At 45.8% G+C, this 16,824-nt stretch carries 13 protein-coding genes; 5 read left to right on the top strand and 8 right to left on the bottom strand.

Features of this window, described 5'->3' with window-relative positions; translation table 11 throughout:
* The 3 genes from F1593_RS18105 to F1593_RS18095 are packed head-to-tail and all read right to left on the bottom strand — an operon-like array spanning position 1 to position 3,531.
* Entirely contained in the window at positions 1-1,404 is a 1,404-nt protein-coding gene (locus F1593_RS18105) for a nucleotide sugar dehydrogenase (RefSeq protein ID WP_149402974.1), read from the bottom strand.
* Entirely contained in the window at positions 1,385-2,419 is a 1,035-nt protein-coding gene (locus tag F1593_RS18100) for a Gfo/Idh/MocA family protein (RefSeq protein WP_149402973.1), read from the bottom strand. The genes F1593_RS18105 and F1593_RS18100 overlap by 20 nt, the downstream gene beginning before the upstream one ends.
* Positions 2,410-3,531 (bottom strand): DegT/DnrJ/EryC1/StrS family aminotransferase, encoded by a 1,122-nt coding sequence (locus F1593_RS18095; protein WP_149402972.1) that lies wholly within the window; start codon positions 3,529-3,531, stop codon positions 2,410-2,412. The genes F1593_RS18100 and F1593_RS18095 overlap by 10 nt, the downstream gene beginning before the upstream one ends.
* Positions 3,532-3,785: 254 nt before the next feature.
* Here F1593_RS18095 and F1593_RS18090 point away from each other — a divergent pair, with 254 nt between their 5' ends.
* The gene (locus F1593_RS18090) at positions 3,786-4,403 is read left to right on the top strand and encodes an acyltransferase (RefSeq protein WP_149402971.1); all 618 of its coding nucleotides are present in this window, start codon (positions 3,786-3,788) and stop codon (positions 4,401-4,403) included.
* Positions 4,404-4,576: 173 nt separating this feature from the next.
* On the opposite strand, the gene F1593_RS18085 is transcribed toward F1593_RS18090, so the two are convergent.
* Positions 4,577-5,560: a nuclease-related domain-containing protein gene (locus F1593_RS18085; protein ID WP_149402970.1), complete on the bottom strand. Its 984-nt coding sequence runs from the start codon at positions 5,558-5,560 to the stop codon at positions 4,577-4,579.
* Positions 5,561-5,969: 409 nt separating this feature from the next.
* On the opposite strand from F1593_RS18085, the gene F1593_RS18080 reads away from it, so the two are divergent.
* Positions 5,970-6,662 carry a DUF305 domain-containing protein gene (locus F1593_RS18080; RefSeq protein ID WP_172632226.1) on the top strand — a complete coding sequence of 231 codons (693 nt, stop codon included), beginning with the start codon at positions 5,970-5,972 and terminating at the stop codon, positions 6,660-6,662.
* Positions 6,663-6,912: 250 nt separating this feature from the next.
* On the opposite strand, the gene F1593_RS18075 is transcribed toward F1593_RS18080, so the two are convergent.
* Positions 6,913-8,100, bottom strand: coding sequence for an EamA family transporter (locus F1593_RS18075; RefSeq protein ID WP_172632225.1), 1,188 nt, complete (start codon positions 8,098-8,100; stop codon positions 6,913-6,915).
* 649 nt (positions 8,101-8,749) lie between these two features.
* Here F1593_RS18075 and F1593_RS18070 point away from each other — a divergent pair.
* On the top strand, positions 8,750-9,295 hold the full coding sequence (locus F1593_RS18070) for a GNAT family N-acetyltransferase (RefSeq protein WP_149402967.1): 546 nt from the start codon (positions 8,750-8,752) through the stop codon (positions 9,293-9,295).
* Positions 9,296-9,491: 196 nt separating this feature from the next.
* On the opposite strand, the gene F1593_RS18065 is transcribed toward F1593_RS18070, so the two are convergent.
* Positions 9,492-10,262, bottom strand: a complete 771-nt coding sequence (locus tag F1593_RS18065; RefSeq protein ID WP_172632224.1) for a sensor domain-containing protein — start codon at positions 10,260-10,262, stop codon at positions 9,492-9,494.
* Positions 10,263-10,600: 338 nt separating this feature from the next.
* Here F1593_RS18065 and F1593_RS18060 point away from each other — a divergent pair, with 338 nt between their 5' ends.
* A complete protein-coding gene (locus F1593_RS18060) occupies positions 10,601-12,010 on the top strand; it encodes a sensor histidine kinase (RefSeq protein ID WP_149402965.1) in 1,410 nt (469 codons plus the stop codon).
* A gap of 111 nt (positions 12,011-12,121) precedes the next feature.
* Positions 12,122-12,874, top strand: coding sequence for a response regulator transcription factor (locus F1593_RS18055; protein ID WP_149402964.1), 753 nt, complete (start codon positions 12,122-12,124; stop codon positions 12,872-12,874).
* A gap of 949 nt (positions 12,875-13,823) precedes the next feature.
* On the opposite strand, the gene F1593_RS18045 is transcribed toward F1593_RS18055, so the two are convergent.
* Together F1593_RS18045 and F1593_RS18040 are read right to left on the bottom strand one after the other, a co-directional pair.
* Positions 13,824-15,215, bottom strand: coding sequence for a sialidase family protein (locus tag F1593_RS18045; RefSeq protein WP_149402962.1), 1,392 nt, complete (start codon positions 15,213-15,215; stop codon positions 13,824-13,826).
* Positions 15,216-15,304: 89 nt separating this feature from the next.
* Entirely contained in the window at positions 15,305-15,892 is a 588-nt protein-coding gene (locus tag F1593_RS18040) for a hypothetical protein (RefSeq protein ID WP_149402961.1), read from the bottom strand.
* Between the last annotated feature and the right edge of the window lie 932 nt (positions 15,893-16,824).

Below are 16,824 nucleotides of genomic sequence, written 5' to 3'. Positions count from 1 at the left end.
CTAAGAGACCGTTTTTTTCGCTAAACGTTGTGCATTGTCATTTTTTACGGCAAGAGTCGTTCCATCTCCAATGGAAAGATAGTGCATACCGGCGGCCTCAATTTCGGCCCGGCGCAGGGCATGGCGTCCATCAAGCACTACCTGACAACGACTGAAGGGTGAGAAATTGAAGTGATGATATGCACGATGATCACATTGCAGTATGACAGCGGTAATGCGGTCCTCATAGCCAGCAGGTAAGGCAGTATAGCCGAGCTCTTTCAGCTCATCCTCGTTAAAAAACACATCATCAGCATAAACAATAGCATCGCGGTATCGTAGTGCGGCCTGCAATAATCTAGCGCTGGTAAAAGCTGTTTCGCGTACGTCTCCCCGATAAGCGACACCGAGCAACAAGACGGATTGCTGGTAGAGTGGCCCGACCACTTCCTCCAGGCGTTGAATCGTATATTCTGCCATCCCATCATTGATCTGACGAGCCTGACGTGGCAAAGTGAGCATCGTATGCGCAGTATCAGCCAGACCGGGTTGGGCGTGATCCAATGGATTTGAGAACAGGAAGTAAGGATAGACAGGAATACAATGTCCCCCTACCCCCACGCCGGGCGTGTGAATATGCGAATAGGGCTGAGTATTGGCGGCGGCTATCGCAGCATGAACATTGAGCTGATGCATGTCAGCATAGCAGGCATATTCATTCGCCAGCGCAATATTTACATCCCGATACGTCGTCTCAATCAGTTTGACAAACTCTGCCTCATCCGTTGAGGCCATCGCGATAATCTCTGCATCCAGCACCGAGCGATAAAAAGTGATAGCGCGCTCCGTGCTGGCCGCATCGATACCACCGACAACCTTGGGATACATGCGCAGATCATGAAAGACAGAGCCAGACGAGACACGCTCAGGACTATATGCAAGGTAAAAATCTTTCCCGGCCTGAAGTTGCGAGGTTTGTTCCAGTAACTGGCGCAAATGACGGGATGTCGTGCCTACTGGTAGAGTCGTCTCATAGATCACCAGCGTGCCAGGTTGTAACGCATCGCCAATCGCCCGGCTTGCGGCATCAATGTGTGCTGTATTGACCACATGCTCTGCATCAATCGCCACCGGCACAATCACCACGACGACCTGTGCCTCGCAGACTGCAGCTTGCGTCGAAGTCGTGGCGGAAAAGAAACCCGCACGTATCAGACGCGGCACATCGGTTGCCAGTTCAGACTCCTCCTGGATGTGAGACCGCCCCGCATTCAGATTATCAACCACCTCCTGATTGATATCGCAACCAATCACGCGCTGTCCATGTCTGGCGTATTGCACCGCCAGCGGCAGACCGATTTTGCCTAAACCGACCACCGCAATGGTGAGTGGAGCAGAAACGAAGCTAGTTGTGTTTATTTGCATACTGCACCTCTCTTTGTTCGACCATCGCACCAGTGGAGGTCGCAGATGCAAGTAAACGATAAGCCACCTTTAACGTTTCCAGACCATCCTCGCCCGTTACGGTGGGCCGGGTATCAGTACGTATGGCCTGCAACACATCTTCATATTCCAGGCGCAATGGTTCGGCTTTCTGTACTTTAAAGCGCGTCATGGTTCCCTCACTCACACCCGAAAGAGAACGCAAAGCATCCCAGGAGGTGGAAGTATAATCGTTCTCATAAAAAGTGATGTCCTGAGTGAGATAGTTCACCAGGAACATACCTTTCTCCCCCGTCACCGTGAGTTCACGCACCTTGGTTGGTGTCAGCCAATTGACATCCAGTACCCCGATCACATCGTCGTGAAAACGCAGAATTCCCAGCAATAAATCCTCACACGTGCTGTGAATCCGCCGTTGCGTCTCTGCGTAAGTCTGCTTTACCTCAGAATTTGTGAGATACCGCATAATATCAACGTCATGGGTAGCCAGATCCAGAATCACGCCAACATCGCGAATACGCGGAGGAAAAGGCCCCAGACGACGTGCATGCAATTGAAAGAGTTTGCCGGGTTCACCCAGCAGAAGATGGCGCTTTAACTCGAGAATGGCTGGATTAAAGCGTTCAATATGTCCAATGGCAATCTTCACATTCCGCAGACGTGCCAGGCGAATCAGCGAAGCGGCTTCCTCAGGAGTGCTTGTCATGGGCTTTTCGATCAGCACATTGATACCCTGATCTAATAAATAGGAGGCAACCTCAAAATGTAAATTGGTAGGCACCACGACCGAGACAAGATCTGGATGGGTTTCCTCTACCATCCGACGATAATCGGTATAGCCCGCGACATGAAAACGGCTCATGGCTTTGTGTAAAGCTGGCTCTGCTGCCTCGGCAACTCCCACCAGTCGCGCCTGATCTTCACTGAAATCAGAGAGGACGCGCAGATGATTCATACCCATGGTGCCAGCACCCACGACTCCAACTTTTAATGGCATAGGTTAAGCACCTCCCTGGCAATCGTCGCCAGATCTTCTGTACTGAGAGCAGGATGTACAGGCAAGGATAGAACATGTTGTGCCGCCGCTTCTGTGATTGGTAAGCGCGCATCCGCATAGCTAGCAGAGGCTGTTCCATGAGAACCTATGCACCGATACGTGTCCGGATGTGCTTGATAGAAAGGTTGCCGATGGATGGGCACAGGATAATGGACACAACTGCCAACGCCCCGCGCTTGCAAACGTCCTATCCAGGCATCTCGCTCATCAGGCACTTGTATTGTGTATTGATGGTAGACATGCCGATGCTCAGGATGCGCGACGGGCGTTTGTAGCGCTGTCTGTAACTGTTCAGTCAAGAAGGTTGCGTTGGCTATCCTCTGTTCAGTCATCTGTTCCAAACGTTTAAGTTGGACCACACCAAGCGCGCCTTGAATGTCGGTCATACGCAGGTTGTATCCCAATGCAATGTGGCTGTAGCGTGCTTTCTGTCCATGATTGCGCAGCAAACGCACCCGCTCAGCCACAGTGGAATTGTTGGTCGTGACCATGCCACCTTCACCTGTGGTCATATTTTTTGTGGCATAAAAGGAGAAGCATCCCGTGCCAAAACCGCCGACTGGCTTGCCATGAACAGTTGCCGCATGCGCCTGACACGCATCCTCAATAAGCGTCAGATGATGTTCCTCAGCAATCTGCAATAACTGACCAATCGAGCAAGGATTTCCGTAGAGATGTACCGGGAGGATGGCTTTCGTCTTTTTTGTCACCGCTCTGGCAACTAAGGCAGGATCAAGATTATACGTATCGGACTCTATATCCACAAATACTGGAGTCGCACCGACCAGGAAAATCACATTGGCTGTCGCGGCAAAACTAAAGGCGGTTGTGATCACCTCATCACCAGGACCAATACCATGTGCAAGCAAGGCCAGATACAGCGCGGCGGTGCCGGAGGAAACTGCGATCGCATCTTCAACCTGACAGGCCCTGGCAAACTCGCGTTCGAAGCGCAACACTTGCTCACCTTGTGCCAGTTGCGCAGACTCCAATACCTGGAGCACAGCATTTTTCTCCTCTATACCAATCAGAGGATGAGCGATAGGAATCATGAAAGTTTTCCTCTTGTCTAAATGTCAAATCAGATTTCAACCTGATTTTTACATCCAGTCTGTAACCATATCACCAAAGTATGTTTTTATCATACCGCATACAAAAAACTCTCTTTATGCATTTAATTAAAAAAATACGAATTCTGCTTTCTACTTCGCTTATACTATAATCAGCAGGAAAGAATAGCGCTGCAATTCAGGCATTCTTTAAGGCTATGCAAATCTTTTGTGCGTTTCAAAAGGAAAAGATAAAAATGATTCATACATCATGCTCTATTCATCCAGAGGCAGAGGTAGCAGCCGAAGCATCTATCGGAGAGAAAACACGGATATGGCGCAATGCTCATGTGCGTGCATACGCGGCTATCGGGTCCGAGTGCAATATTGGCAACGGAGTATATATTGACACGCGCGTACAAATAGGTTCACGCGTCAAGATTCAAAATCATGTCTCCCTTTTCGAAGGGGTCACGGTAGAGGATGGCGTTTTTATCGGGCCGCACGTCTGTTTTACCAATGATCAGTTTCCACGTGCAATCACTCCCTCAGGGAGGCTCCAGAATGCTGATGATTGGCATATTTCACCAACGCGGATCGCATATGGAGCATCTATCGGAGCGCATGCTGTAATTGTTTGTGGAATAACCATTGGTACCTTCGCCCTGGTTGGTGCTGGCGCAGTCGTCACACATGATGTGGCACCGTATACCCTTGTCTTTGGGAATCCAGCGCGTCCTCATGGCTATGTCTGCAAGTGTGCCCAACGTCTCTCTCGGATTGAGGTGCAAGACGAAAATGTGCAAGGCTGGTGTGAAGCCTGTCAAATCTGGTGCGTGGTAAAAAATGTAGCGGACAGTTGCAACAAATCCTGAGCCGTGGAAAGAGGAGACCCTACAAGCAGGGGCACATCTCTGGTATTTCTGCCAGCAATCAGCAAGAGGAATAGATTGAATGAAGAGTCACGGCAACAGATGCTGTATAGTAATGCTCGGCATCTATTGCCGGGGCTCGCTCAAAGTCATAAAGATGCAAGGGAGCGCAGGGGTTAAAACTGTTTATTTGCGATACCAGCCACAATCCTGGTCACATTGCGCAACCTGTGTATCTGCTTCTCCCCCTGAAAACGATCCAGATGAATCTCGCCACCTGTACAACGAAATGCTTGCTTTTTTCCATTGCTATAGAACACCGTGAGATCATCATAGGCGGAAAAGGCGCCGTCACGTTTCAACTCAATCGATTGGATTTGCTGATAGGGAAGCGTATAGGTGCGATTATTTATATCTTTAAATGTAAAATCACGATCAGTAATGGTTCCATAAAACATTTCATTGTTAGTGGTCCAGATGCGGTCCCAGGTAGGCAAGAGATTCAATGCCTGCTGCATTCGTTGTACCTGAGCTTTACTGGGCGTGCCATTGCCATGGGCCGCGAAGAATTTGGGGAGTTCTGAAATATGAATAATGCCAGCTTTAAAATCATAAATAGCACTGATATCTGTCTTCTCAGAGAAGCCGAGCACGGGATAGATAGGAACACCCTGAAAATGCGTATCAACACGTGGTAAAAAGCGTTGCAGATCATCCACAATATTCTGTGTCTTCGTCAGAGGATTCGGCTGTTCACGGGTCGTTATTCCTTCACCATTATAGCCGCTCTTCTCCTGAATTACTTTTGAATAATCATAACCATCAACAACCGTCTGTGCAACGGTTCTTTTAAAAATAAACCAGCCTTTTTTCACATAGATGGTATGGGTTCGAGTAGGATAATAGACGCGTCCGCGATAGTTCTTGATTTCTACACAAAAGAGCGCACCATGCGCGTAAACGAGAAAATCGGACTCCAGAAAAAAACCTGGCTTACGTGGATGAGGAAGAATTGGATTGCGCATATAACATCCCTGACCGCCAGCGCGAATGATCAGTTCAGCGTCATCCTCCCCCTGTTCCCCACCGCGATCTTTCCCAGCTAATTTTACGGTCGACATACCGTCAAAAGCCCTCACCAGGCGTTTCATCGTGAACATACATATTTCCTTTTATTCTTTGTTATGGCTTGCATTTCTACAGGCATATCCCTGCTTCAAGCTGTTCCTTTTGTGAGAGTATAGCATAATATTACTGTAAAATAGCTCTATTTATAAATGACCTGATCACCAGACGCAAAAATAACTAGAGTATAAGGAGGCAACAAATCAGGAAGTTTCGTAGTAAATTTCTCATGCATAGTCTGTACAATAGAAATAAGCAAGGGAATATACTGCTAGCAGTTATACAGGCACCATCAGTGTTTAGCGCATAATTGGTAGCAGCAAATAAATTTTCCTCTGTACAATAACAGGGAAGTGTAAAAATTGTTTTGTGGAAAAACAGAAGAGATATGAGGATGTTGTCGCTGGTTTCCACACACAGATGCATAGAAAGAAGTTACAGATTATGATGAATTATCGGTGCTGGAGCCTCCTTGGAAGCCTCCTTCTTATCTTTGTGCTTGCGGGGTGTGGAGGCACAGACACAACCACTACCCCGACGACCACAACGAATACGACCAATCATGCCAGGATAGCAGGCGTACCCGGCGGAACAACGAACCGTCCCACAAGCCATCCTACAAAATCGGCTATCATAATGACTACCGATCCTATGACGAGTAGCCTCAGCAGTCTAACTGGCAAAGATTTTGAAGTACAATTCATGCAAGAAATGATCGTTCATCATCAAGTAGCCATTGATATGGCGAGCATGGTCCCGGCTCATACAAAGAGAGTTGAGCTTAGCACATTGTCCCAGCGGATTATCACAAGCCAAACTCAGGATATCAAAAATATGACTGGCTGGTTAAACCAGTGGTATCATGTAAAGCCACTTGCAAATACTGCGCAAGTTCCAGGCATGACAGCCATGACAGCCAGCATGTATAAGCTCAGAATGGCGAAGAATGCAATTTTTGATAAGCAGTTTAATAGCTTGATGATCCAACACCATCAGCAAGGGATCAATATGGCGCGCCTGATTCCTGGAAAAACACAACGTCCTGAATTACTCAAATTGAGCCAGGCCATTATTCAGGCTCAGAGTGCGGAGATCCAGCAAATGAAAGGCTGGCAAAAGGCATGGTTTAACGCCTGAAGCTATTCCGAGCGTCTGGGAAATACAATAAAACAAGCTGTTGCTTAAATGATTATCTGCTTTCTCTCTTGCTGCGTGTTCTGATTTATCACACATACTCATCAAGAAGAGATTAACAGCATGAGGTACTGGCGACATTGCCAATACCTCATGCTGTCGTAGCATGCTGAGTGGATTTTTCTCGCGCTCTCACGCGCTCACGCTCGTCGATAGCTAGATAGCTAGATAGCTATCCCAGCTCGAGCTTTCCCTATTTCCGCCGGGGCTGACTTGATGGATTAGTTGGGTTGGACTGCTTGGACTGCTTGGATTGTTTGGGAGCGTCGGTGGAGGGAAATGGTTGATAGGATGTAGACATGATGCGCGACTCTTTCTGTGCCAGCGGATTCCCCTGATGGTTTGGTCTGGAGAGGCCAAGGGCTTGAATTAAATGCAATTGTTTCGCTGCCAGACTGAACAGGAGGATCGCCAGGTTTTCAATACAGCCGATGATAATTGGTAGAAAACAATCATAGCTGAGACGGGGGAATATCCAGAGCGCTTTATGCGGCTTTTCAGTATGGACAGGAGGATCTCCCTCTTGCTTTTGCTGCCACCCCCTGACAAATAGCAGGAGAATCACACTTGAGATGCGCATCCAGAGAATGGGCATTAACCAGTTTGAAAATACGGCAACGGTACCCAGCCCAAAATCCATACAGCCAAATGCGACCATCGTCACCATTGTCCAGAACAAGCCCAACTTCAACGTATCTATCTGTAGGCTCAGCTTTAATCGTCTGAACAGATCAGTGAAAGAGAAAGTCGACTGCCTGGGAGCTGGATGCGTTTCTGCCCACGGGTGAGCAGTACGAGAAGTCTTCTGATAGGACATCATTGTCTGCGTTGTGTGTGCTTCTATCGGAAGGGATACCATCGCCAGCTTGTGAGTTTTCTCTAACTCCCCTGTCAATGTCCCCAATCTATCAACATTTCGCTCTTTCTGAGGATGCTTCCGTTTAGCGAGCGATGGAAAGTGCGACACTGCACATACCTCTCCGGCGAGGATACAGACGATAGCAACCATCGTCAGAGGAGTCAGAGTCTCTTGCAAAAAAAGGGTAGACAAAATGAGTGTCACAGCCGCACTACTTGAAGCTAAAGGGCTCGTGAGCATCAGTGGACCCAGCTCAAGCGCACGGTATAAAGCGAAATACCCCAGAGCCGCAATAGCACCGATGACAATACCTGGCAAGATAGCGGACCAGACCAGAAAGTTACTGTAAAAAAAAGGATAGCCATACACAACCATAACAACACATATCAGGGCAAACAGGCTACTTCCCTGCGAGAGAAGCGTTGTTGCCAGGGGTGTAAAACGACGCACTGAAAAGGTCGCTAATACATCATTCAATCCCCAGAGTAACGCAACCCAGATACCAATAAGCAGACTCGTCATGAGTGCTTTCATCTTCCTCTTTACCTACCGCCAGAATGGTCATTAGCGGTATTCACGACTTCATTGAAATAGCAGCTTCTAAAAATTCACATTGATATATTGAACAATATGAATATAGCGAGTAGTGATTATAGATAACAATATGCTTACAATTGGTAATAATTATTATTGTCGACCCACTTAAGAAAAACGTTTGTACCATCTTTACATAACATCTTTAGAGAAACTCCTACTTTCAGCCCATAAGGATACATATGAATGTGCAGCCACCGTGAGAAAATCTTTAGGAGATTTGGATTAGATGGCGTTACCGTAACAAATGATAGGGTGAGAGTAGACAGAAGGATTAAAATCCAACTACAGGTTCAGCTCAGAGAATTTTTTGAGCTTTCTCAGGGCAAAGGACTGTTCCATCGCAAAGGACTGTGCCTTAGCAATGTATATAGATGATATAATGAGACAGAATGGAACAACTAAATCTCTATTCAGTAATACAATCTGCATAGATTATAATAAGGTGTCCCTTTTTCGTCTGAGATATATACAGACATTTATATGAATAGTCGTGTAATAATTCTAGTAGAGAGGCTGTGTCAGCACTCGGACTTTGTTGAAAGAGAAAGAGGGACAATGAAAAAGAAGGAAACGTATGGCTTTAGCAACCTGGTGGCGGGGCGATCCAGTGCCGGAAATCGCACCAGTGCCACAATTTTCGGCACACCGCACCTCTGATTTATCCTTATTAGCGCGTCTGGCCCATCTGGAGGTTGAAGAGGTTGAACGGCGCATCGCCGAAGGCAGCATACCTTATCTCGCTTCTGTCGCGGAAACACCAGCTGGTTATGGCTGGGTAGCCACCACGGTCGGAGAAGTCATCGAAATCGATCTTCGCTTCGAGCTACCGGCACGCAATTGTTATCTCTGGGATTTCGCAACCTTACCGGATTGGCGTGGTCACAACATCTATCCTCACCTGCTACAAGCTATTCTTGAACAAGAGCGTGAACATTTTGATCGTTTCTGGATTCTCTATGCGCCATTTAACCATGCATCAGAAAAGGGAATACATAAGGCTGGCTTTCAATCTGTGCTTGATTTCGATATCACAGAAGATATTATCAAGCCCATACCGATAAAGCAGAGCAAACGTGCAGTTGTGGGTGTCGCGTTCCTACAGATATCTGATTGGGATTAAATATACTCATATTGAATATACATTTATACATTGCAGTACCTGAACGCCTGGCTTGAGGACCACCATGGAAACACAGATCGCTTTCCTATGGTGATCCCCAGACCAGGCGTTCAGGTACCGGCTTTTTTATGCCCCCACAAAATTGATAGATGTTGGTGTAAAAAGGCTATTGATACCAGCACGCTTAGCATCTAGATTAATCCAGCATACCTGGTTGGATGGTTGGCAGCAGTGCTGGCATGGCAACATTGTAGTGCTCCGTTTTCGGGAGCGCCCTCATTGGTGTGCCCAACAACACACGGGCGATCTCACCAGATATCCAGGCTAATCCGTTGATTACGACGCGTGAAACAAACCAGAAGAGAAGTCCCAGAGAAACGCCGTAAAGGATAGATTTAAGCAAGTCCTGGATCGTAAATTCTCCAGTAATTTGGAGCGTTACCATCTGCCACATGGCAGGAATCTGATTTGCGATATGGATACCATTGGCCTGAAAGACAAGTGTCAGAATAATATAGGTCAACGGTAAGAGTAGTAAGGCCAGGGTAGTAAGAGATAAAGTGAGAGTGATACAAAACGAAAAGATGGATAAAGGAAATTTGATAAAAATGTAGAGCAGACTTTTCCAGGTAGCGCTATCCTGCAACATCACACGGAACAGCGTTCCCAGACGTAGTTGTGAATGATCACGCGGTTCACGAACAGGGATATTCACCCCTAGCAGTCCAATTGCCATATCTCGTTCAATGCTGGCAATTATCCGCACCATGCCCAGGGTTAATAACAAGAGTGGTAACCCTATCCAGATAATGATAGTGCTAACACTGATAGAAAAAAAGGTAACTATCAGAATGAAGGAGATGAGACTCAATGGGAACGAAAGTAACAGGTAGAGCGTTTTGCTGGCAAAGCGTTTTTGTTTTGCATCAAACAAAATCGCTGGCGTGGCTTGCATGCTTTTCATCATAATATCCTTCTCCTTAGCGAAAGCTTTTATGAAAACGATAATAATTTTCTTCTGCCATAGGTCTTGATATACAGAGGATACATGCATGACTTGCCAAATATATGATGATTTTGTGTCAATTTTGTAACGATATGCTCAATTGCTGACTGAGGGAATGTATGTAACTGAGTGGGCATGGTTTTGTCATACTCCTGTAACATTTGCACTCTATGCTAGTTCATAGCATTGAATACTGTTGTGAACGGTTTGCTGGCTGATTCTTTCAGCCAGAAAGATACTCCATTTACCTGAACCGTTTCTCTATTTGCTCACTATGAGAATATACAAAGGGGCTGAAGATGATTAATCCTTTACTACAACTTGCGCAAAGCAAACAGACATATCAAACGATACTCTATCATCTGCTTGCCTTTCCACTGGGTCTACTCTACTTTATCATGCTGCTCCTGGGACTCTGTCTGGGAATGCTGGATCTGGTCATTATTGGTCTCCCTCTGACGGTACTTTTTTTCTGGTTGTGGTGGAAATTTGGAAGTTGGGAACGATCTCTCTCTATACACTGGCTCAAGGCCGATATTGCCCCCATGGCTGCCCCGCTCCCTGCTGATCGCCATTGGGTGCAACGCATCCTGCTGCATCTGCGGCGCTCAGTGACCTGGAAAAGTCTGGGCTATCTCTCGCTCAAGTTTCCATTTGGTCTGCTCTCCTTTGTCCTCACCCTGGTCATTATCATTCTGATATTTGTTTTAATCATCGTTTTGAGCGTCCTTGCTTTGTTGATTACCCCTTTTGGTATCCTGTTTACGCTGGCCTTTACAAAGAAAAAGCTGACGAGGAAATTCTTCTTCGCTATCTGTACAGGTGGTGGCATACCATTTGCATTGCTCTACGTTATTGTAGGATTAGGCACACTCTGGTCCTACTTTGCACGGGCCTCATTGGGAATGAGTGATCAGGCCATGCGCCTGGCTCAGGCGGTTGAAATAGCGGAAAAAGAACATGCCCGGGCAGAACTGGCAGATAAGCTCCGGCGGGATCTGATTGTAAATGTCTCTCATGAGTTGCGCACACCCATTGCCAGTATTCGCGGCCACATTGATGCCCTGCTCCTGGAGTTTGACGCGAGCGCTGAAACGTTACCGTCCATGGAAACAGTCCGAACGTATCTGGAGATTGTGCAGCGGGAGTCAGTAAGTCTGGGCACGCTTGTCAACGATCTTCTTTCAGTCGCCCGGGCAGAGACACATGAACTGCGTGTGGATCTTACAGAGGTCCAGGCAGGTAATGTGGTCGAAGAAGTCTATCAGGCGCTAATGCCGCTGGCTAAGCGTGAGCGTCAGGTGAGCGTGATCCGGGATATAGCACCGCACCTGCCAGCGGTTCAGGTTGATAGACAGCGCCTGCTGCAAATCCTGCTCAATCTGGTTCGTAACGCGATCACCTATACACCGGACGGGGGGATTGTATCCATTTCGCTCCAGCCCGCGAATCAGCGCTACATAGTCCTGAGTATAGCCGATACAGGGGTGGGAATGGCTCCAGAAGAACTGGAGCATATCTTTGAACGCTTTTATCGCACCGATACCTCACGCGCCCGCCATTCAGGTGGATTTGGCCTGGGGCTGGCGATTGTGCACGATTTTGTTCTGGCAATGGGTGGCTCGATCTCAGTGGATAGCGTGGTCGGCGAGGGCAGTTGCTTTCGTGTCTTATTACCTATCTATCACGAAGTTTCTACACATGTATAAATATAGTTTTATTCGAGTCAACCATATAGACATGCTGCAGTGGAATGAGGTACACTATGCATACTACATATAAATACAAAAAATTGATGCACATAGGTGAAGGATGAGAGTATGGCAAAGATTCTCGTTGTAGAAGACGAGGTGGATATTTGCAATTTATTGTACAATGCATTGAAAGCAGAAGGTCATACCGTTTTCCAGGCCTTCGATGGTGAGGCTGCATTGGAGACAGTAACAACCCATACGCCACAACTTATCATCCTGGATTGGATGTTACCAAAATTAGATGGTCTCTCTGTCTGCCGCCGCGTACGGCAAAACTATCTCATCCCTATTATTATGCTCACTGCACGCACCGAAGAGGTAGATCGCATCCTGGGATTAGAGGTAGGCGCGGATGATTATATCAGCAAACCGTTTAGTATTCGAGAGGTGACCGCACGAGTACGTGCGATGTTACGACGCGTCGAACTGGATAACCAGATGCATAGTATAACTACGTCGACGCCTCAACCGCCTCAACCAGCGCCCCCTCTATCCTCACAGGTCCCAGAACTAGCCGTGAGCGTTGCGCCTATTATCTGTGGCCCGTTACGTATTCAGCTAACAGAACACGTGGTTTCGCTCCATAATGCTGAGCTCAATCTCACACCCCGCGAATATGACCTCCTGGTGCTTTTCACCTCTCATCCCGGCCGGGCATTTAGTCGGGACTTCTTACTTCAACAGATCTGGGGCTATGACTACGATGGTTTTGATCGCACGGTCGATACCCATATTACGCGTCTGCGTAAGAAATTAGGGCCGCTCGGCGATAAAATCACCACAGTCTGGGGGATCGGATATCGCTTCACTATCTCCTAAATACCTGTTGCTTTTCAGAAATACTTGACCGTCAGCACCTCAAAGGGATATCATCAAGCGCGACACGGCGCAAACGTAAACTGTCATCAGCCGCAAAGTAACTGACGCGTTACACTGCGCAACTAGAAAAATTGCCAACTTTTTCGCTTACCTAACCATGTGTTGGTGCTTCACGCCTCTTCAGCACGCTGGAAACAAAATCACTGGCATTTTTGTGCTTTAACTAAAAACGCCTCTATGAATTTTTAACAACAGCTTGAAAGACGAGTATCTGACTAAAGTGTATTCCATCCACTTGGTAAGCATAACATCCCGGCACTTGTAGACGTGTCTCCGAAGGTCGATCATACCACTGTTGGGAGTCTCCTTGTGGAATATTTAAGGCAATTTCTGAAAGTAGCCCATCATCAAAACGGATTTGATGAGAATTATCGAGCTGGGAGCCTCTAATGAGGAGAGGGCCATAATAACTGGGACGTACAAACCAGCGCACTTTAGCTCCTCCCCAGCCCTGACTCTGTCCATTTGCATAATGCTGTGCATCTGCAAATAGCATGACAGGTTGTTGGGAAGATTGATCTAGCCCAATAGCTGCATACGCAGGACCATTTCCTATGGCAATCGGAAAATTGGCAGCAACTTGTATGGCAGATGATACAGGACAGGATTGGCCAGTGAGAACCTTGGGAAGGTGAAGCGGTCTCTGATGGAGTGTTGCTAGCGTTGGGGCAGAGGTTGCTGTTGCTGAAGGAGTTTGAGAAGATAATGGCTGCTGAGTACAAGCTGCGAAAAGGACGAAGAAAACACAGAGAACACAGTACTTTCTCATAAAAGACTGAAGCATAAAACCATCTCCTTATTTGCAAATATTAAACAGTTAAGATCTACAAAAGAACATTATCCATTTCTGCTCTTCTAAGTACGTCAATAAATAGCGAGATCCATTTGTTCATGCTTCAACCTTCAAACCAGATTTCCCGACGGTATACATAGTTTCATTGAGATGATTGGCTGAAGGGGCTGTTGCAACCGCAAAAACAGGGAAAGCCCGATTATTCATAATTGAAGTGGAGATGTAATCCCCAACGAAGAAGCCTCCAGCATCTGCCAGCCAGGGGAGTGACATAGGTCCAGCTAATTGTTTCGTTTTACTCCATTTTGTGCCACTGTCTGTTGAGGAGATAAAGCCAACATTAAGTTGACAATTATAGGTAAAACAATTTGCATCACTTAAATAATAAAAGGCCAATGCAAGATGTGTGTTACTTCCAGTTGTATCTATATCAACGGCAAGTCCAGGTATTATAGGATCAATACTACTTCCGGTGGGCTTTATTGGTATAAGGCGAATATCTGACCATTTAATTCCATCATCAGACATGCTAAATACTATATCATTTGAAGAGCAATTTTGCTCAAAGCGGCAATCGGCCCATGGTACATATATCTTTCCTGAGTTATTAATCCCAGCTGAAGGAAAACCTCCACCTCCTCCGCGAAAGGATGCTTTTGGATTAAATGCAGTGATAGTTGATATAACAATCGCCTTGCTCCAAATTTTTCCACCGTCAGTAGACGTAAAGGAAAAGAGGCTGTCGTTTCCAGTAAAGTTGTCTATTCCAGAGATAGGAACTACAACAGTTCCATTTGGCTGCACAAGAGGTTGTCCACCAATACCAAAGAAATTGTTACTATTAATTGGGCTATTTGGTGTGCTCCAGGTTAAACCACCATCTATGGAAGTGCTCATAAGAACAAGGCCATTTGAGAAAGCGGCATCCCATTCTATATAACATTGACCAAAATAAGGGCTGTTTTTACTCGTATCACACGTTATCCAATCCTTATCGAAACCTAAAGATCCGTCATCAAGAGCAATAGTAACAGGAGAACTCCATGTTATTCCTCCATCTGTCGAATGGCTTACAAGAATGGCAGCGGCGCCAGAGGTTGAAAGTCCAAGAGATGAAATTAACCAAACACGATGTTTGGTATCATAGGCAACAGAGGGATCAGATACACTATCGAAATGTCCTCCAGCATAAGTAGTAATTCCTTGAAGGAAACTTTGTTTCCAAGTCAAACCTCTATCTATAGAGGTTGCAACACCAATATTGGTGCTTCCTCCATCAAAAAAACGCCCAACTTGAAAGGTAGAAACGATGGTAGAATTAAAAGCATAAGTAGCAGGTTCTACCTCAGTTTGATGTTCAGCATTTGTATTTAGATAAGGATCTGTACTGATTTGCTTAATCGGTACAGCCTCAGAAATTGGCTGAGTAAAAGCAGACAAAAAAATGAATGAAACGAAAGTAAGCACCAAAATTTTATTAAAAGCCATTCTAAATTTAACCAGTAAAACATATATTTTTATGTTTTACTGGTTTACCTCCTAATCTTAAGCATAGCTGTATTGTTGATGGTGAGCTGCTACTTCAAAAAACCAAATATGATGAGTAATGGTACACCGATGATAATCCAACAAATGTTAGAGTATCTAGCCAGGGGCTCTAATAACGGAAAATAAGATGAGATGCTTAACAAATTATTTCCGTCTTTATTTTTATGAAAGAGCGCTAAAAGTGTTACTAATTCTCTGGTGCCACCATATATTGCTCCAGAAATGAGCCCGTTCCATGGACCCGATGTGGCTTGTGCTCCCATTAGTATGGCAAAACAAGAATAAGGAATAAAAGTGACTAATCCACATCCAAGCTGAATCCCCCATAGGAAGTAGGCCCATGCAGCAGATATATTGTTATTTTTCCAGCGACGATTAACCTGACACGGACGACCTAATTTCATGGAAGAACCATAAAAACTATGCCAGATAGCAAAAATACCTATGATACATAAAACTTCAATCCTCCAGGTTGGTAATAGTAGTAATGCCCCCAACCATCCAAGTCCTCCACCTAACATTGATCCACCAATAATAGCTCCAAAAACATGACATACACCTGCTATTACTGCTTTTCTTTTGTTCCCTCGACCGAGGAAATTAAGGCCCATGGCCATATTGAATATTCAGGGTGCATGAGCGTTGATTAATCCACAAGTGAGGGATAAGAAAAGGAGTATTAGTAGATACATATTCACTCTCTTTTAAAATTATTTTATCTTCGATCAACCTTTACCAAACCAGATCACTTTGAAACTCACGAATATATAGTCGATCATTGCTAGTTTATATAGAAAAAGCTTGCAAATATTGATATATACTCGTGAGTAAGACATAACGCTAATAAAATGCTGTTTATCTCTTAGCACGCTCGACTGATTACTACACCTCCAAAACACCCACAATCACCACCAGGGCATGAGCAGTCACAGCATTCGTAGTATTCTGAAGAAGAACCGGCACAGTGAGTCTGTGTACACCAGCAGCCTGTATTCGGATAATAGGCTTTAGTGAGGTGACATGGCCCGGCACAATCGGGGCCATTACAATAAGAAGTACTTATGGTTGAACAATAGATGCCGCGAGGCGGACTACATGATTGAGATGCAGAGCGATTGGCACAATAATTTGTAGCATGAGCAGAAGGAACAAGTGTGAACTCAGCCAATGCAGCGGCTGTAAAGCCGAAAAATCCAACAGCTGTTTTCCGTAGAAAATTTCTTCGATCAGTAAACCGAGTAAGACTTTCACCAATGCGAGGAACTAGGGATTGACGACTCATATGAACCTCCTCTAGACCTAATAAAATCTATATACCGGTAAATTTTAACGGACTGAACTCTCGACAACATCGAGGAATGGAGAAACATCTTGGCCTGCTGCATCAAGTATCGCTTCTAGACGTGCTTTTTGATCACAAAGACCTTATAATGGTCCCGTAATCCTGGACAGGTCAATAAGATAAAATAGCTGTATCAGAACGAGTGCAAAAGGAGAAAGATGATGGCAGGACCACGGAAACGATACAGCTCAGATTTAAAGGCAAAAA

This window comes from Dictyobacter arantiisoli (assembly GCF_008326305.1).
In the GTDB taxonomy this organism is placed as follows: domain Bacteria; phylum Chloroflexota; class Ktedonobacteria; order Ktedonobacterales; family Ktedonobacteraceae; genus Dictyobacter; species Dictyobacter arantiisoli.
The sequence above is the reverse complement of the archived record's forward strand: the minus strand, read 5'-3'. Positions and strand labels throughout refer to the sequence as shown.